The organism is Streptomyces sp. GS7 (assembly GCF_009834125.1).
Taxonomy (GTDB): domain Bacteria; phylum Actinomycetota; class Actinomycetes; order Streptomycetales; family Streptomycetaceae; genus Streptomyces.
Genome location: NZ_CP047146.1, coordinates 6,922,327 through 6,940,286 on the forward strand (window position 1 = coordinate 6,922,327; position 17,960 = coordinate 6,940,286).

At 71.6% G+C, this 17,960-nt stretch carries 13 protein-coding genes and 1 pseudogene; 2 read left to right on the forward strand and 12 right to left on the reverse strand.

Annotated features, from left to right (window positions below; translation table 11 throughout):
* Positions 1–124: 124 nt before the first annotated feature.
* A complete protein-coding gene (locus tag GR130_RS30075) occupies positions 125–1,360 on the reverse strand; it encodes an arginine deiminase (protein WP_159507618.1) in 1,236 nt (411 codons plus the stop codon).
* A gap of 366 nt (positions 1,361–1,726) precedes the next feature.
* Positions 1,727–3,355 (reverse strand): MFS transporter, encoded by a 1,629-nt coding sequence (locus tag GR130_RS30080; protein WP_236573661.1) that lies wholly within the window; start codon positions 3,353–3,355, stop codon positions 1,727–1,729.
* Between the two features lie 302 nt (positions 3,356–3,657).
* Between GR130_RS30080 and GR130_RS30085 the strand changes: the two genes are divergently transcribed.
* The gene (locus tag GR130_RS30085; protein ID WP_159507619.1) at positions 3,658–4,620 is read left to right on the forward strand and encodes a GlxA family transcriptional regulator; all 963 of its coding nucleotides are present in this window, start codon (positions 3,658–3,660) and stop codon (positions 4,618–4,620) included.
* A 285-nt stretch (positions 4,621–4,905) separates the two neighbouring features.
* Here the strand turns inward: GR130_RS30085 and GR130_RS30090 are convergent, their stop codons facing one another.
* From GR130_RS30090 to GR130_RS30120, 7 genes are all read right to left on the reverse strand, one after another.
* Positions 4,906–7,812: a polynucleotide kinase-phosphatase gene (locus GR130_RS30090; protein ID WP_236573663.1), complete on the reverse strand. Its 2,907-nt coding sequence runs from the start codon at positions 7,810–7,812 to the stop codon at positions 4,906–4,908.
* Positions 7,809–9,410: a 3' terminal RNA ribose 2'-O-methyltransferase Hen1 gene (locus GR130_RS30095; RefSeq protein ID WP_159507620.1), complete on the reverse strand. Its 1,602-nt coding sequence runs from the start codon at positions 9,408–9,410 to the stop codon at positions 7,809–7,811. The genes GR130_RS30090 and GR130_RS30095 overlap by 4 nt, the downstream gene beginning before the upstream one ends.
* 208 nt (positions 9,411–9,618) lie before the next feature.
* Positions 9,619–10,542, reverse strand: coding sequence for an LLM class F420-dependent oxidoreductase (locus GR130_RS30100; protein ID WP_159507621.1), 924 nt, complete (start codon positions 10,540–10,542; stop codon positions 9,619–9,621).
* Between the two features lie 596 nt (positions 10,543–11,138).
* Positions 11,139–11,594, reverse strand: a complete 456-nt coding sequence (locus GR130_RS30105; protein WP_159507622.1) for a DUF6099 family protein — start codon at positions 11,592–11,594, stop codon at positions 11,139–11,141.
* Positions 11,595–12,122: 528 nt separating this feature from the next.
* Entirely contained in the window at positions 12,123–12,479 is a 357-nt protein-coding gene (locus GR130_RS30110; RefSeq protein WP_159507623.1) for a nucleotide pyrophosphohydrolase, read from the reverse strand.
* Positions 12,476–13,906 carry a biotin transporter BioY gene (locus tag GR130_RS30115; RefSeq protein ID WP_159507624.1) on the reverse strand — a complete coding sequence of 477 codons (1,431 nt, stop codon included), beginning with the start codon at positions 13,904–13,906 and terminating at the stop codon, positions 12,476–12,478. The genes GR130_RS30110 and GR130_RS30115 overlap by 4 nt, the downstream gene beginning before the upstream one ends.
* Before the next feature lie 55 nt (positions 13,907–13,961).
* Positions 13,962–14,351 (reverse strand): cell division protein SepF, encoded by a 390-nt coding sequence (locus GR130_RS30120; RefSeq protein WP_159507625.1) that lies wholly within the window; start codon positions 14,349–14,351, stop codon positions 13,962–13,964.
* Positions 14,352–14,601: 250 nt separating this feature from the next.
* Between GR130_RS30120 and GR130_RS41055 the strand changes: the two are divergent.
* A pseudogene (locus GR130_RS41055) lies at positions 14,602–15,109 on the forward strand (CorA family divalent cation transporter); the annotation flags it as partial.
* A 353-nt stretch (positions 15,110–15,462) separates the two neighbouring features.
* Here the strand turns inward: GR130_RS41055 and GR130_RS30125 are convergent.
* The 3 genes from GR130_RS30125 to GR130_RS30135 are packed head-to-tail and all read right to left on the reverse strand — an operon-like array spanning position 15,463 to position 17,784.
* Positions 15,463–16,329, reverse strand: a complete 867-nt coding sequence (locus GR130_RS30125) for an ABC transporter permease (protein ID WP_159507626.1) — start codon at positions 16,327–16,329, stop codon at positions 15,463–15,465.
* A complete protein-coding gene (locus GR130_RS30130; RefSeq protein ID WP_236573665.1) occupies positions 16,289–17,332 on the reverse strand; it encodes an ABC transporter ATP-binding protein in 1,044 nt (347 codons plus the stop codon). The genes GR130_RS30125 and GR130_RS30130 overlap by 41 nt, the downstream gene beginning before the upstream one ends.
* Positions 17,329–17,784 (reverse strand): MarR family winged helix-turn-helix transcriptional regulator, encoded by a 456-nt coding sequence (locus GR130_RS30135; RefSeq protein ID WP_159507627.1) that lies wholly within the window; start codon positions 17,782–17,784, stop codon positions 17,329–17,331. Before GR130_RS30135 ends, GR130_RS30130 begins: the two co-directional genes overlap by 4 nt.
* Positions 17,785–17,960: the final 176 nt, after the last annotated feature.

The window sequence follows — 17,960 nt, forward strand, 5'->3', positions numbered from 1 at the left end:
GGCAATCGGGGACGGGGTCGAACACTGGAAGTGTATACGACACACCGTATCTCTATACGGCATCGTCGGGTGGGGCGCGCGGTGGGGCGCCGCGTCCGAACGCACCGGCCCGGCCCCGCCCCGCTCACGCCGCCCCCGGTACCGCCTCCCTCGTCACCGGGCAGCTCATACAGCGCGGACCACCGCGCCCCCTCCCCAGCTCGCTCCCGGGGATGGTGATCACCTCGATGCCGCGCTTGCGCAGGAAGGTGTTCGTGGTGACGTTCCGCTCGTACGCCACCACCACCCCCGGCTCCACCGCCAGCACGTTGCATCCGTCGTCCCACTGCTCGCGCTCGGCCGAGTGGACGTCCTGGGTCGCGGTCAGCACCCGGATGTCGGAGAGGCCCAGGGAGGCCGCTATGGCGCGGTGCATGTGCTCCGGCGGATGGTCGGTGACCTTGAGGTCCCGGTCGCCCGAGCCCGGTTCGATGGTGTACGAGCGGAGCATGCCCAGACCCGCGTACTGGGTGAAGGTGTCCCCGTCGATCATCGTCATGACGGTGTCGAGGTGCATGAACGCCCGCCGCTTGGGCATGTCCAGCGCCACGATCGTGCGCGCCGAACCCGCCGCGAACAGTCCGCGCGCCAGCAGTTCGACGGCCTGCGGAGTGGTCCGCTCGCTCATCCCGATCAGCACCGCGCCGCTGCCCAGGACCAGCACGTCGCCGCCCTCGATCGTCGAGGGGAAGTCCGCCTGCCCCTCCGACCAGACATGGAAGTCCTCGTGGCGGAACAGCGGATGGTGGTGGTAGATCGCCTCGTAGTGGACGGTCTCGCGCTGCCGGGCGGGCCAGCGCATCGAGTTGATCGACACCCCGTCGTAGATCCAGGCGGAGGTGTCGCGGGTGAAGAGGTGGTTGGGCAGCGGGTCCAGCAGGAAGTCGTCCAGATCCATCACATGGAAGCGGACCGAGGTCGGCTCGGAGTGGCGCTCCAGGAACTCACGCTTGGTCATACCGCCGACCAGCGCCTCCACGAGTTCCGGCACGGGCAGTTCGTCGAACACCGCCCGCAGATGGTCGGTGGCCAGCGGGCCGTACTCCTTCTCGTCGAAGACCCGGTCCAGGACCAGCGTGCGCGCCTCGGGGATCTGCAGGCTCTCGGCCAGCAGATCCCCGAAGAGGTGCACCTCGACGCCGCGGTCCCGGAGCACGTCCGCGAACCCGTCGTGCTCGGCCCGCGCCCGGCGCACCCACAGCACGTCGTCGAACAGCAAGGTGTCCTTGTTGGAGGGCGAGAGCCGCTTCAGCTCCAGATCGGGGCGATGCAGGATGACCCGGCGCAGCCGCCCGGCCTCTGAGTCGACATGGAATCCCATCTCCCCATCTTGTCCGGTCCGGCGGCCCAGCGTCGGGACTCGGCGCGATGTCGGGGGATGTCGGCGTGAACCTCCGGGAGATGTCGGGGTGAACCTCCGGGAGGTCCCGGGGCCGGTCCTCAGGGAGATACCAGGGGCCGGACCGGGGCCCATCCGCCCACCCCCGGGAAGGATTTGGCGTGGGGCCGCCTCATCCGGAGCGGGAGCCTCCGCGTCCGGATCACGCGCCTCCATGTCTGGATCACCGGCCTCGGCCTCCGGGTCACGGGCCTCCGCGTCCCGAGCCGGGGCCGTGGTACAGCCTCCCCACGTCCTACCCGGCCCGTACCGTCCACGCCCGGCCCACCGCGTAACGTCACGCCGCCCTCATCCAGTCCTCCGCGCACCGTCACCGGCCTTACCGACCTCACTGGCCTCACCCGTCCCCCGCGTACCGCGCCGCCGCAGCGTCAGCGCCGCCGCCACCGCTCCCGCCGAGGTCACCGCGGCGATGACCCAGCCGGCCCGCAATGCCCCGAAGTCCGGCTGCTGCCCGCCACCCATGACGGCTACCAACACGGCCACCCCCAGCGCCGTACCGGCCTGCCGCGACACCATCAGGACGCCGGAGCCGAGGGAGAGTTGGCGGCTGGGCAGCAGTCCCGTCGCGGCGAACATCACCGGTTGGTACAGCCCGGTGCCGAGCCCGGCGAAGATCAGGCCGGGCAGGAAGTGCGCCACGTAGTGCGCACCCCCGCCTCCCCGTCCGTCGTCGGCCAGCGCCAGCCACCACAGGGTGGCCGCCACGAAGCACAGTGCCCCGATGACGCCCGTCGCCCGCGCCCCGACCGCCCCGACGATGCGGCCGGAGAGCGCGGAGACCACCAGAACCGTCAGCGGCCAGGGCGCCAGCGCCAGCCCGGCGGTCCGCACCGAGTAGTGCCACACATCGGTGAACAGCAGGCTCGCCCCTAGCACCATCGCGCCGTAGGCCACGAAGTAGCTGAGCAGCCCCAGCGTGGCCGCCGCGAACCCGGGCGTCCGGAAGAGCTCCGGGTGCACCACGGGATCCGTGGCCCGCCGCACATGGCGTACGCCGAGCGCGCCGGCCAGAACTCCGGCGGCCAGGACCGCCAGTGTGGCGGGGGCGGCGTAACCCCACTCGGGGGCCTCGACGCACGCCGTCACCAGCGCGCCGACGCACACCAGCACCAGCGCCGTCCCCGGCAGGTCGAGCGCCTGCCGTCCGCCGCGTTCGGAACGGGGCAGCAGCCGGGCGCCCGCGCCCACCGCGAGCAGCACCACCGGGACGTTGATCAGGAAGATCAGCCGCCAGTCGGAGGCGGCGAGCAGTCCGCCGATCACCGGGCCGGAGCTCGCCGCCACCGCGCTGACCGCCGTCCAGGCACCCACCGCCGTCGCGCGTTCCCGGGGCGGGAAGGCGGGCAGCGCGAGGGAGAGGGAGGTGGGGATCAGTACGGCGGCCGCCACGCCCTGCACCACCCGCGCCACGATGAGCAGCGTGAGGGTGGGCGCCATCCCGCAGGCCGCCGACGCCAGGCCGAACAACACCATCCCGGTCAGGAAGCAGCGTCGCCGGCCGGCCTCGTCGGCGAGCCGCCCGGCCGGTACCAGGAGCGCGGCGAGCACGACGGTGTAGCCGTTGAGCACCCAGGAGAGCGCGGAGGCGGGCGCCGGCGCGAAGTCCTGGCCGATCGCCGGGAACGCGATGGTGACCGCGATCAGATCGAGCACCGCCAGGAACTGCGCGGCGGAGGCGACGGCCAGGATCAGCCAGCGGCGCGGGTCGGCGGTGTCGGGCCCGGCCGCGTCGGCGTCGGCGCCGACACCGGGAGGGATCGTGCCGACGTCGCGACGGACGGCATCAGCGCCACCACGGGGGGCGGTTTCGGCATCACGAAGCGCAGCCCCGACGCCACAAGGCGCCGCTTCGACGTCACGAGCCGCCGCTTCCGCATCACTGGGCGCGGCGTCCGTGGTGCGTCGGACGGCCACCGCGTTGCGCCGGGCGGCCGCGGCGGCAGGGGCCGGGTATACGGGCGCGGTGTGCGCAGCCGCGGTATGTGCGGAGGAAGTTCGAGCGGAGGAGGTTCGAGCGGGAACGGTGCGTGCGGGGGCGCCGGGAGCGCCAGGGCCGCCCGGTGCGGAGGCCCCGCAGGAGGGCACACCCGTCCCCCGGCCGCCCGGAAAAGGAGTGGTCATGCCGATCAAGCATCCGCCCCCGGCTCCCTCGTCACGAGTGGCAGCACTGCCACCATCCGCTACGTTCCTGCCACGTCTTCTGCCACACTCCCGTCATGGCCTCCCTCGCGATCGCCGTCACCACCGGCATGCCGTTCCTCGAACTCGCCATCCCCTGCCACATCTTCGGCACCGACCGGATCCAGCCGCCCCCGGACTGGTACGACCTGCGGGTGTGCGCGATCGGCCCGGCCGGCGAAACCCCTCTCGCCGGGCCGTGGTTCAGCACCCGCACCCCGTACGGCGTCGCGGAACTGGTCTCCGCGGACACGGTCCTCGTACCGGCCTCCGCCGATGTGCACGGCGATCCGCCGGACGAACTCGTCGCGGCCCTGCGCACCGCCCACCGCCGGGGCGCACGCGTGGTCTCCCTCTGCTCGGGCGCCTTCACCCTCGCCGCGACCGGCCTGCTGGACGGACGCACCGCCGCCACCCACTGGATGTACGCGGAACTGCTCGCCGAGCGATACCCGGCCGTCAGTGTCGACCCGTCGGTCCTCTACGTCGACCACGGCGACGTGCTGACCGGCGCGGGCTCCACCGCCTCCATCGACGTCTGCCTGCACCTGATCCGCGAGGACTACGGCACCGAGGTCGCCAACTCCCTGGCCCGCCAGCTGGTCGCACCCGCGCACCGGCCCGGCGGACAGGCCCAGTACATCGAGACGCCGCTCCCGGAACGCAGCGACGACTCGCTCGCGCCCGTCCTCCACTGGGCCGCGGAACGCCTCCGGCACCCGATCACCGTGGCGGACCTGGCCCGGCACGCCAACACCAGCCCGCGCACCCTCGTCCGCCGCTTCCACGCCGCGACCGGCACCACGCCGATGCAGTGGATCCAGTCCCAACGCATCGCACGGGCCCGGGAGTTGCTGGAGAGCACCGATCTGCCCGTGGAGCGGGTGGCGGAGATCGCCGGCCTGGGGACGGCGGCCAACCTCCGCCGCCACTTCGCCCGGGCGATGGGAGTACCGCCGGTCGACTACCGGCGGACATACCGGGCGGCGCGTGCGGCGTGAGCACCATCAACGGTGTCAGCGGCATCTACCGCTTCAGCGACGTCAGTTGGAGATGCTCCCCGAGCGCGGCGGAGTACCCCCGAGAAACAGACGCCGTGTCCCGGGAGACACGAGGTCCCCGGGAAACAGACGAGGTCCCCGGGGAACAGGCGATGTCCCCGGGGAACAGACAACGTCCCGGTGAACGGACCGGGTCCCGGCCGTGGGCGCAGGCGACCTGCCGTCGGGCCCCGGGAGGTACGCGACACCCCGGGCCCGGCGGGCACGCCGCCGGCTCCCCCACCGCTACAGCCGCGGATCCACCGGCTCCGACTCCAGCGCAAGCACCGCGAAGACCGCCTCGTGCACCCGCCACAGCGGCTCACCGGCCGCCAGCCGGTCCAGCGCCTCCAGCCCCAGCGCGTACTCACGCAGGGCCAGCGAGCGCTTGTGGCCGAGATGGCGTATGCGCAACCGCTGCAGATTCTCCGGGCGGGTGTACTCCGGCCCGTAGATGATCCGCAGGTACTCGCGGCCACGGCACTTGATACCCGGCTGCACGAGCCGGCCGTCCGCCTGCCTCACCAGCGCCTGCACCGGCTTGACGACCATGCCCTCACCGCCGTCCGCGGTCAGATCCAGCCACCAGGCGACACCGGCCGCGACCGACGCCTCGTCCTCGGTGTCGACGATCAGCCGACGGGTCGGCGCGAGCAGCCTCGCCCGCTCGCCCTGCACACCGTCGCCCGTCTCGGCCGCGCCCCCGGCAGCACCCCCGTCCGAAGCCGCGGCGCCATCCCCGGCCGCCGTACGGTCACCGTCACCGTCCCGCGCCACCAGGATCTCCTCGGCCGCTATCAGCCGGTCGATCAGCGCCAGTTGTTCGGTGTGCGGCAGCCCGGCAAGGCTGCGCCCCTGCGCGGCGAGTATCTGGAACGGCGCCAGCCGGATCCCGGCCGGCACGCCGAGCCCGACACCGCCCGCCGCCCCTTCAGGACCGGCCGCGTCCGCGGTCGCGCCCACCCGCCAGCAGTAGCGCCGGTACGCCGCCGTGAACGCCGCGGCATCGGCTACCCGACCACGCTGCCGTTCCAGTAGCGCCGACACGTCCACACCACGGGCCTGCGCCGCCTCCAACGCGCCGATCGCCCCTGGGAAGACCGCCCCGGACGCCGCGCCGACCGCCGCGTACTGCTCGCGCAGCAGACCGGTCGCCTTCAGGGACCACGGCATCAGTTCCGCATCCAACAGCAGCCAGTCCGTGTCCAGTTCGGCCCACAGCCCGGCCTCGGCAACACAGGCGCCGACCCGCCGCAGGATCCGCTCGGATATCGCCTCGTCGTCGAAGAATGGCCGTCCCGTACGGGTGTACACCGCGCCGGAGACGCCCTTGCCCGGCGCCCCGAACCGCTCGCCGGCCACCGCCTCGTCGCGGCAGACCAGCACCACCGCACGGGACCCCATGTGCTTCTCCTCGCACACCACTTCCCGGACGCCCGCCGCGCGGTACTCGGCGAACGCCTCCGCCGGGTGCTCCAGGAAGCCCTCCCCCTGCGCCTCCTCCTTGGACGTCGCACACGGCGCCATCGTCGGCGGGAGATACGGCAGCAGCCGCGGGTCGATCGCGAAGCGGCTCATCACCTCCAGCGCCGCCGCGGAGTTCTCCTCCCTCACCGCGAGCCGGCCCATGTGGCGGGTCTCCACGGTCCGCCGGCCCGCCACGTCGTTCAGGTCCAGCGGCCGGCCGTCCGCACCGCCGGGCGCCTCCGTGGCGAGCGGCCGGGCCGGCTCGTACCAGACGCGCTCCGCCGGTACGTCCACCAGCTCCCGCTCCGGCCAGCGCAGCGCGGTCATCCGGCCGCCGAAGACACAGCCGGTGTCCAGGCAGAGGGTGTTGTTGAGCCAGCCGGCCCGCGGTATCGGCGTATGGCCGTAGACCACGGCGGCGCGTCCCCGGTAGTCCTCCGCCCACGGGTAGCGCACCGGCAGGCCGAACTCGTCCGTCTCGCCCGTGGTGTCGCCGTAGAGCGCGAACGACCGCACCCGGCCCGACGTCCGGCCGTGGTACTTCTCCGGCAAACCCGCGTGGCACACCACCAATCCACCGCCGTCCAGGACGTAGTGGCTGACCAGTCCTCTGATGAACTCCGCGGCCCCGGCGCGGAAGGCGTCGTCCTCCTTCTCCAACTGCTCGATCGTCTCGGCAAGGCCGTGCGTGTGCTGAACCTTGCGGCCGTTGAGGTAACGACCGAGCTTGTTCTCATGGTTCCCGGACACACACAGAGCGTGACCGGCTGCGACCATGCCCATCACCAGCCGCAGGACACCCGGGCTGTCCGGGCCCCGGTCGACGAGGTCGCCGACGAAGACCGCCGTACGGCCCTCCGGGTGCACGGCGTCCACCGCCCGGCCCGTGGCATCGCGTCGCATCTCGTATCCCAGCCGGCCGAGCAGGCTCTCCAGCTCCGAGCGGCAGCCGTGGACATCGCCGACGACGTCGAACGGGCCCGCGAGATGGCGCAGATCGTTGTAACGCCGCTCCCGGACGATCCCGGCGGCGTCGACCTCCCGCTGCCCCCGCAGGATGTGCACCTTGCGGAAGCCCTCGCGTTCCAAATGGCGTATGGAGCGCCGCAGTTCCCGCTGGTGCCGCTGGATGACCCGGCGCGGCAGCCCGGCCCGGTCGGCGCGCGCCGCGTTCCGCTCGGCGCAGACCTGCTCGGGCACGTCCAGCACGATCGCCACCGGCAGCACGTCGTGCTCGCGCGCCAGCCGTACCAGCTGGGCACGCGCCTCCGCCTGCACATTGGTGGCGTCCACGACCGTCAGCCGCCCGGCCGCCAACCGCTTGCCCACGATGAAGTGCAGCACCTCGAACGCGTCGCCGCTGACGCTCTGGTCGTTCTCGTCGTCGCTGACCAGCCCCCGGCAGAAGTCCGACGAGATCACCTCGGTCGGCTTGAAATGCCGCGCGGCGAAGGTCGACTTGCCGGACCCGGTGGCTCCGACCAGCACCACCAGCGACAGATCGGGCACGGGGAGCAAACGGCCCCGCCCGTCGGCGGTGGACGAGGACGAGGACGGCGGCTCATGGTGGCCCTCCGGCCGGTCCCCCGATCGCTGCTCGCGCAACCGCCCCTGCTTCTCCTGCTCCTGCTCCTCCTGCTCAGGTCCTCGCACCTGCTGCCGCTCCGTACGCTCACCATCCGTCATGCCGCCGCCCCCTTTCCGCTGTCCGCGCCGCCACGGCCGTCACACCTGCCACCATTGTCCCTGCTGTCACTCATGCCGCTTTTGCCGCCGGCACTGCCCGCACCACCGCTGCCGGTGCCCCCGCTGCCACTGCCGTTGCGTGGTGCCGCGGGAGCATCGCTCTCCTCACGGGTGAAGCGCGCGAGCTGAGTGGGCGGCCCCACCTCCGGATCATCGGGTCCCACCGGGCCGAACGTCACCGCGTAACCGTGCCGCGTGGCGACCTCCCCCGCCCACCGGCGGAACTCCTCCCGCGTCCATTCGAACCGGTGGTCCGCATGCCGCACCTGCCCGGCCGGCAGCGCATCCCAGCGCACGTTGTACTCGACGTTCGGCGTGGTCACCACCACCGTCCGCGGCCTGGCCGCACCGAACACCGCGTACTCCAGCGCCGGCAGCCGCGCCGGGTCCACATGCTCGACGACCTCGCTCAGCACCGCCGCGTCATATCCCGCGATCCTGCCGTCGGTGTACGCCAGCGAGCCCTGCACAAGCCGTACGCGCGCCGACTGCCGCTCGGGCACCCGGTCCAGCCGCAGCCGGCGCCGCGCCTCATGGAGCGCCCGCGTCGACACGTCCACCCCGACGATCTCGGTGAACTGCGCTTCCTTCAGCAGCGCACCGATCAACTGCCCCTGCCCGCAGCCCAGATCGAGCACCCGCGCCGCCCCGGCCGCCCGCAGCTCCCCGAGGATCGCCTCCCGTCGCCGCACTGCCAGCGGCACCGGCCTCTCCTCCGTGTCGGCCTCCTCGTCCACCGCGTTGTCGATCTCCTCGGCAACGGTGTCGTCCGCCTCGGCCAGCCGCTCCAGCTCCAGCCGCGCCATGGCCTCACGGGTCAACGACCAGCGCCGCGCCAGATAGCGGCCGACGATCACCCGCTGCTCGGGGTGGCCCTCCAGCCAGCCCTCACCGGCCCGCAGCAGCTTGTCGACCTCGTCGGCCGCGACCCAGTAGTGCTTGGCGTCGTCCAGCACGGGCAGCAGCACATACAGATGCCGCAGCGCCTCGGCGAGCACACACTCCCCGTCCAGAACCAGCCGCACATAGCGCGAGTCGCCCCACTCGGGGAACGTCTCGTCCAGCGGCAGCGGCTCGGCCAGCACCGACCAGCCCAACGGCCGGAACAGCTTCTCCACCAGCTCCGCGCCACCCCGGGCAGGCAGCACCGGAACCTCGATACGCAGTGGAATCGCCCGCCCGACCAGCTCCGGGCGCGCCGCGCACTGCCCCTTGATCGCGCTCGCGAACACCGTCCGCAACGCCACCGCCAGCAACGACGACGCCGCGTACGGCCGGTCGTTCACATACCGGCCCAGTGCCGCGTCCGGGGCTCCGCCCCGCCCCTTGCCCTGCCCGCGGCGGACGAGGGCAACGGGATCGACCTCCAACAGCAGCGCCGCCGTGCACCGTTCCGCATCCGCCTCGGGGTAGAGAACGTGTGCGGTCCCGTGCGACGTCGAGAACTGCTGCGCCTTCCCGGGATGCTTGTGCAGCAGAAACCCGAGGTCAGTGGCGGGGCAGTCGGTGGTACCGGTGGTCGTTATCGTCAGAAACACATGACCAGTATCGGCGCTCGCGATATCGATGCCCCAGCGAATTTCCCCCTTCCCCTCCGTCACACCGAACCGTCACGCCCGCTCCTCCCCCGCTGCCCACTCCCGGCGCCCGTCTGCTCCCGGAGCGGGCGGCACTGCCAGCTCCCTACTCCCGGCTTCCGGCAGGACCGCCCGTACCCCGGGCCCGGCCGACTCGCCCCAGCCGGGCTCAGCTCAGCTGGGACTGCACCTGCGCGGAGATCAGTTCCAGGTGGTCCAGATCGTCGAGGTCCAGCACCTGCAGGTAGACGCGGGACGAGCCGATGGCGGCGTACTGGCCGATCTTTTCGACGACCTCGGCGGGCGAGCCCGCGAGGCCGTTGGCCTTCAGCTCGTCCACGTTCCGGCCGATGGCCGCGGCCCGCCGCGCCACCTCGGCGTCGTTCTTGCCGACGCAGGCCACGAGGGCGTTGGAGTACACCAGGTCGTCTCCCTTGCGCCCGACGGCTTCTGCGGCCGCCCGCACCCTTCCGAACTGGCGCTCACTGTCTTCGAGTGAGGCGAAGGGGATGTTGAACTCGTCGGCGTACTGCGCCGCGAGTCGCGGGGTACGCGTCGCACCGTGCCCGCCGACCAGCACCGGCACCTTGTGCTGGGCGGGCTTGGGCAGTGCGGGCGACTTCTCCAAGTGGTAGTACCTGCCGTCGTAAGAGAACTCCTGTCCTGTTTCGGTGGCCCACAGGCCGGTGACAATCGCCAGTTGTTCTTCCAGTCGTGCGAACTTCTCCTTGGGGAACGGAATGCCGTACGCCCGGTGCTCCTCCTCGAACCACCCCGCGCCGAGGCCGAGTTCGACCCGTCCGCCGGACATCTGGTCGACCTGGGCCACCTGGATGGCCAGCACGCCCGGCAGCCGGAAGGTACCCGCCGTCATGAGCGTGCCGAGGCGGATGCGCCTGGTCTCCCGGGCCAGGCCCGCCAGCGTGATCCATGCGTCCGTCGGGCCGGGCAGCCCGTCGGCGTGCCCCATCCGCAGATAGTGGTCGGAGCGGAAGAACGCGTCGAACCCGAGGTCCTCGGTGGCCTTGGCGACCCTGAGGAGGGTGTCGTAGGAAGCGCCTTGCTGGGGTTCGGTGAAGATTCGTAGGTCCATACCTCCATCCTGCACGCTGAGCTGCGGACCAACCGCCGGGGCGTGTCAAAGCACCGGGTCGGGTCATACCGGCGTGCGTAGTGGGTTCACAGGCATGAGTCGTGAACGCGAGTCCTGAGTGGCGTGCGGAGTCATGGGCGCCGGGCAGCGGGTGGCCGACGTGACGGGCGGGAACCCGCCTGCCCCACAGCAATTGCTGAACGCGCGTGGTGCGGCACCTCGGGGGGACGGCCCCAGCTCGGACCAGCCGTGGGCGCGAAAGCGACGGCCGTGGAAGTGGCGGTGGCGCCCGTGCCGGTGCCGGTGCCGGTGCCGGCAGGCGAAGTGCCGCTTGTGGTAACGGCAGTTGAGGTGTTGGTTCGACACCGCGGGCACCGTGTGGACGGTGGCGATCACGAGGACGGTAGAGGCGGTGGCGGCGGCCGGGGGCTGCGGGAAGGGGCGGGTGCGGATCGGGGCGTGGCCGGGCCGGGTCGGGTCACGGATGGGCGGGCGCTGCCCGGGCATGCCGGGGTGGCGTGATCAGCCCGCGCGGTCGGAGCCATGACGTGCCGACGTCTGCCGTGCGGGCGGCCGGTCAGCGGCTCTCCCCTCCGTCAGGCAGGATGACGGTCGCGCACCTCCAACTTCTCCAGTATTCCGGCGACGTGGTCCCTGGATTCGTCGGCGGTGTCCATGGCTTCCACGCAGGTCCAGTACATACCCTCCTCGTCTGCCGAGATCACTACTCCCACCAGCGCCTCGCACACCTCCCGCAACAGTTGGCACAGGCCGGTCAAAGCCGCCTTGACGTCACGTATTTCGGTCAGTTGAGCCGCCCGGAGCCCGCCGGCGGTCGCTGTCGAGCACAGCAGTCCCCCGCTGAACCGCCCGCCCGCATCGCCCAGCCCACGGGCTCTGGACCGCACTTCGTACGGCCCGAATATCGCGAGATGGCTACCTATCGCTTCCGCCAAGGCTTGCGCCTGCCACGCCTCGACGATCACGTCATGGACCGAGTTCGCCTGCGCCAGGTCGCGGCGACTGGCCGCGATGATCCGCACCGCGTCCATCTGCCCCCTCCTTCCTTCTTCCTTCGCATGCACCCCGCACTCCTTCCACTACCCAGCGTGAGGGTTAACAGGCAAAAAAGCCAGGGGAATTCGCAAATCTGTGGACAACCAAGGCGTTGCGGAAAGATCGATAACTCCGAAGAGTGACGACAGGCGGTTCGGGTGCGGTCGGGACGCGGCCTTGGCTCCACTTCGTCCGCTTCGCTCCCCCGCGCGTCACTCAACTCCCGCCCCGCTCAAGGGACACAGTCCGCCACTCACACCTCGCGGGACACTCCCGCAGCGCCGGTCACCATGCCCCCTTCGGCCTTCTCCCGGCACACGGCAGGTCACCGTGCAGGCAACGGATCGAGCCGTGCGGATCAGAGGGCGAAGGCGCGGATCAGGGTCAGGCGGCCCTTGCCGGGAACGGCCATCCGGCGGCGGACACCGCACCGGCCGGCGACGGGAACGGGGGCGCCGGCGCACAAACGCGAGGGGCGGAGCCGCCGCCCCGCCACGCCCGGCGACCCACCCGCCCGCGTCCTGCTACTCGGCATCCCGCGGCCGGTCCGGCGGAGCCTGGCGGACCGCCGGGAAACGCGTCTCGTTGCGCTCGATCTTCGCGGCCAGCGCCGTCAGCGCGTCGATGCCCAGCGCCTGGCAGAACTGCAGCAGATACGCCAGGACATCCGCGACCTCGTCCTCGACCCGGGCAGCGGCCTTCGGGTCGGACATCACCGTCGCCGACTCCTCCGGCGTCAACCACTGGAAGATCTCGACCAGTTCCGCGGCCTCGACACTGAGCGCCGCGGCCAGGTTCTTGGGCGTGTGGTACTGCTGCCAGTCCCGGGCAGCCGCGAATTCGGCCAGGCGTCGCTGCAGGGCATGAAGATCCTCGCTCATACCCCTAGGTGTAGCACCTGTACGCCGGGCAGCCCTTCGGCGACCGTCGGATCCCGCACCGTCCCCAGGAGCCGGACGTGGCCGCGGTCGGCCATCCGCACGGCCAGCGACACCAGCTCGCGGGCCTGCCTGCGGTCCATGCAGCGGTCCATTCCGTCCGCCATGACCGTCATCTGCTGCTGCGCCGACGGAATCTCCCCGGCGGGATCCATGGCGAGCACCCCGGGGCCGGTGAGGAGGACCAGCGCCAGCGCGAGAAAGCGCAGTTCACCGTCGCCCAGCTGCTCGACGGGCATCTCGCCGAGGGCGCCGCGGTCGAGGACGGCCTGCAGGGCCTGCGACCCCTGTGCCGTCTGCGCGGTCAGGGTGCCCGCTGCCCCGCCGTCTCGGGCGCCTGCCGTAGCTGCGGCGGTGCCGGCCGCCGCGGGGCCCGGCTGCCGGGGCACCGCGCGCAGTCCGTCGACGGGTCCGGAGCAGGCTTCCCGTACCGCCGCGACCAGAACGGCATGCCGGCGGGCGCATTCGCGGCTCGTACGGTCGAGGACGGCGGAGAGGTTGTCGCAGGACGACCGGAGCCGCCCTTCGTCCGCCTGGTCAGCGTCGTTGCCCCAGCCGCTGGCGTCGCGACCACCGCGGACGGCCTTGCGTCCGCGCGTGCCCGCCGGACCGCCGGCCGCAGCCGGACCGCCGGACTTCCTCGACCGGCCCGAGGCGCTCGTACGTGATCCGCTTCCGCGTCCGGTGCCTCCCCGGCCTGACGCACCGTCCGCCGCGGAGCCGTCCGCCGCACCCACCGCCGGCCCCCGCATGGCCTCCGGTCGCGGATCGCACACAAAGGCTGAACGCAGGGCGACCACGACTTGTTCCGCCGCGGCCAGGACCATCCGCTGGCCGGCCGTCTTGCCCGCGACGCGAAGCGGCAGCAGGGAGGTGCCGAGCCGGTCGTCGGGGAGCGGCGCGCGGGTCACGGGGGTGGCGCCGGCGGTGTGCCAGGCGGCCTGGACAGCGGGGCGGGTGGGGTCGGTGAGGGCGGTGGTGAGGAGTGTCTCGCCGCCGCCGATCAACCGCTCGCCCACGATACGGAGTTCGGGTTCGGCCTGTACGGCCAGATCGAGCTGGACCGGGCCGGCCGGGCCTTCGACCGTGCAGCCGATACGGAAGCCGCGCCGTCCTTGCTGGTCGGGTTGTGCGCCCGCCGGGACGCACGCGGTCGCCCCGCCCGCCACCACCCCGACGGCTCGCGCCAGCGGTTCCCCGCTGCCGAGCCGGGCGAGAATCTCGTACGCCTGCAGCGCACTGGACTTGCCGCTTCCGCTCTCGCCGCTGAGCAGGGTCAGCGGACCGAGCGGGAGGATGACGCCTCGATGGGCCTTGAAGGCGGACAGCCGTAATTCGGTGACCGCCGGTCGTGCACTGTCAGTGTCCATGCAGGGACGCTATGCAGCCACTCGACCGGAGAACCGTTACACCCAACTGCTCTTCCTACGAATGGGGGATGGTGCCCGCCGCCGCTTCCGCCACCTCGGTGCCCACGGGCGCCAGCAGGAACACATTGGTGTCGACGCGGTGCATCCCGCTGCCGAGCCCGAAGACGACCCCGCTGGAGAAGTCCAGGATGCGCTTGGCGACGTCGACGTCGGCGCTGCTGAGGTCCAGGAGCACCGGCAACTGCGCCATGAGGTACTCGGCGACCTCGCGGGCGTCCGCGAAGGTCTGGACGCGGATGACGATGAACCGCCGTGCCTCTTCTGCCGGTTCGTCGTCCGGGAGGGCACGGTGGTCGGGCCAGGAAGGCCATTCGCTGCTGCTGCGAAGCGGTACGACCTCGGCGAGCCCTTCCCACTGCTCGTCGGTGGCATCGGGGCCGTTCACCGAATCACCTCATCCAGAGGGGCGCTGACTATCTGCGGTATCTGCATCGCACGATTCTAGAGATAAACCTACAAACGTTGCCGGATGCGACACACGCGGCGCCGCAACCTCTCCCCATCCTGCACCATGGCCCCTGACCAGTGCAGACACGCCGGGCAGATATCCTGCGTCGAGTTTCTGTGTGCCCGTTCATCCTCTCTTGTGACGGAGGACGCTTCCGCCGCGAGCCTTGCCCCCGGCCGCTGCCTGCGTGGCCTGCGCCTTCTGCACGGTCTGCGCAAACCGTCGAGGAACCGGCCCGCCCGCGCCCTCGCCCGCCCGGGCCGCGGCCGCACCCGACACCCCGGAGTCGTCCTCCGAAGCCCCGCACAGCGTCATCAGTGCGGCCCTGTACCAGGACGGACGGCACGTCAGCAGCCATGGGCACGCTCGCCGACACCGTCCGGCAGCTACGCGCCATCCCTGACTCGCTGGCGTGGATCGGCGGCCTGCACCGCCCCACCCTCACCGAACTGGGCACACCGGCATCGGAGTTCGACCTCCATCCCTCGCCCTTGAGGACGCACTGGAGGCCCATCAGTGGCCCGAACCGGAGCGATACGGCGACATCCTCTTCGTCCTTCGTCGCACTGCGCGCGGCACGCTATCTGGACGATGCCAAAGAGGTGGATTTCGGCGAGGTACATGTCTTCGCGGGCCGCGACCTCGTCATCACCGTGCGCCACGGCGGCGCACCCGATCTCTCCGCCATCCATCGGGTCGGCTTGCCTCCGACCGGCATGACGCACCGCCTCGGGGCACCCCTTCCCCGGCACCTCCTTCCACCCCCTCGGGGTAGCCGGGACCCATCCCGCTCCCCCACTGTCCACCCCGGCCGCGGCACTCGAAGCACGGGTCCCCTGCATCCCCCCGCCCGTCCCACCCACCCCCGCCCTCAAGAAGGATTCCGCAGGCCAGGGGCCCTGTCAGTGGCCTACCGTACGGTAGCCGCATGACTACCGAGCGTTGTGATATCCCGAGGTGTTTCCGCAGACAGTGGGTGCGGGCGGGGCCCGGCCCGCCGTGCGTCGCCCGGCCGCCGGACGGCGGGGCGACGGTGGACGAGAGCGCCTCAGCGCGCCAGACGGCCGAGGAGGGAGGAAGCCGCGGCGATGCCGAGGACCGCGGCGCCGGTGAGAACGGCGAAATCCAGGCCCAGATGGGAGGGGGTGCCCAAGAGCAGTCCGCGGAGTGCGTCGACCTGATAGCTGAGGGGGTTGGCCTTGCTCACCGCCTGAAGCCAGCCCGGCATGACCGCCACCGGATAGAGGGCGTTGGAGGCGAAGAAGAGCGGCATGGTGATGGCCTGGCCGATACCCATCAGACGGTCACGGGTCAGCACGATTCCGGCGATCGTCATCGACAGACAGGAGAAGAAAGCCGAGCCGAGGATCACGGCGACGACCACACCCAGCAGGCGCAACGGGTTCCACGTCATGGCCACACCGAGCAGGGCGGCGATGACGATCACCACCACCACCGCCTGGAGCAGCGCTTTCACCCCGGCGGCGAACGCCTTGCCCGCAATCAGGGCGGACCGCGGAGTCGGTGTGACCAGCAGCTTGGTGAGGATGCCGGCGTCCCGCTCCCAGATGATCATGATGCCGTAGAAGATCGCGATGAACATGGCCGACTGGGCGATGATCCCGGGCGCCAGATAGTCGATGTAGGGGGTGCCGCCGGTGGGGATGGCCTTGATACGGGTGAAGGTCTCACCGAAGACCAGCAGCCAGAGGGCGGGTTGGACGGCCCGGGTGTACAGCTCTGTCCGGTCGTGACGCAGCTTCTGCAGCTCGACCATGCACATCGCGACGACCCGGGCGGGCAGCACCCGCCAGCCGGTACGGGCACGCGGCGGGGCCAGCAGCAGGTCCAAGTGGCCTGTGGCAGAGGAGGGTTCAGCCGACGCGAGATGCGGTGCGGCGGGTGCTTCGGACATCGCGGAAGTCTCCTGACTGCTCGTCGAGGCCACTGCCGGCGACGTCCCGGAAGACGTCCTCCAGCGTCGGCTCCGCGTCGGACGAGGGAAGCGAGGGAGGAATGGCGGAGGGAGAAGGGGATGCAGTGTGCGAGGGCAGCGGTGTCGAGGGGAGGGGCGAGGATGGGGGTGGGGTGAGGGGCACGCCCGTGGCGGTGGCGGCACGGGCCCGGCGGGCCCGTAGCGCGGAGCGGAGTTCTTCGGGCGTGCCGAGGGCGCGGATGCGTCCGCGGTGCATCAGGGCGACCCGGTCGCAGTACTGCTCGGCCTCGTCCATGTAGTGCGTGGTCACCAGAACGGTCATGCCGGTCGCGGCGCGGACTGCGTTGATGTGCTCCCAGACCGTGGTCCGGGCGATCGGGTCGAGACCGATCGTGGGTTCGTCGAGCATCAGCAGGCGGGGCGCACTGACAAGTGCCTGGGCGAGTTCCAGACGGCGGATCATGCCGCCGGAGTACGTCTTGGCGAGCCGGTTGGCGGCCTCGGTGAGGTTCACGGCCTCCAGAGCCTGGGCGACACGGGCCGCGCGCTCACGACGGGAGACATCGAAGACCCGGGCGAACAGCTCGACGTTCTCCCGGCCGGTCAGCCCGGCGTCGGCGGACAGCTGCTGCGGTACATAGCCCAGGAGGCGCCGGACCGCCATGCGCTCTCTCGCCGCGTCGTGCCCGAACACCCGGACCATGCCTGCCGGGACGGGGAGGAGTGTGGTGATACAGCGGATGGCGGTCGTCTTGCCGGCGCCGTTGGGGCCGAGCAGACCGAAGACCTCACCGGGTCGGACTGACAGGTCCACGCCGTCGACGGCCTTGGTCTCTCCGAAGGCGTAGTACAGGGCGCGGCAGGTGACGGCGTCCGGGGATGCGACCGGGGCGGCGGCAACGGAGGACGACCGGCCGGCCGGCTCGTCCGAGGGCTCGGGGGCGGTCCGCGAGACTGTCCGGCCGGGGTCTTCGGTGGTCATGGTCCCTCCGTCTCCTCGTGCAGGTTGTGGGCGAGCCGGCGCAAGGCCGGAAGGGCGGCGGCCAGTGCCGCCCGGTCGGCCTCGGGCAACCGGGCGACCTGTTCGCGTACGAGAGCGCTGCGGCGGGTCTCCCAGTCGTGCAGCCGCGACCGAGCCTCCGGGGTCGGGTACAGCAGGGCCGAGCGCCGGTCGCCGGGATCGGTCTCCCGGCGCAGGTATCCGGCCCGGCTGAGCTGGTTGACCAGAGTGGAGACCGAGTTGCCCGCGAGATAGAGATCCTTCGCGGCGGCGGAAACCCGGATACCGGGCTGGGAAGCGACCAGCCGCAGGAGTTCGACCTGCGCGCCGCGCAGTCTGGGGGCGGTCAGGCCGCGGCGCAGCCGCCGGCGGATCAGCCGCTGGATTCCGGCCAGTACGTCGGCCAGCGAGTCGGGGAGGTCCCCTGTGGCCACGCCGCAATTTTAGCTCTGAGTGAGAGATAGGGGCCAGACGAGGAGCGGGACCGGTGGGATCCGGGGCGAGGGTCGGCCGGCGTCCGGGCGGGGTGCACGCGAGACGGGCCGCGGGGGCGGCGCCGGTATCCACCAGCGGTCCGCCCGCCACCTGGATCGCTTCCGACGACGTTGGC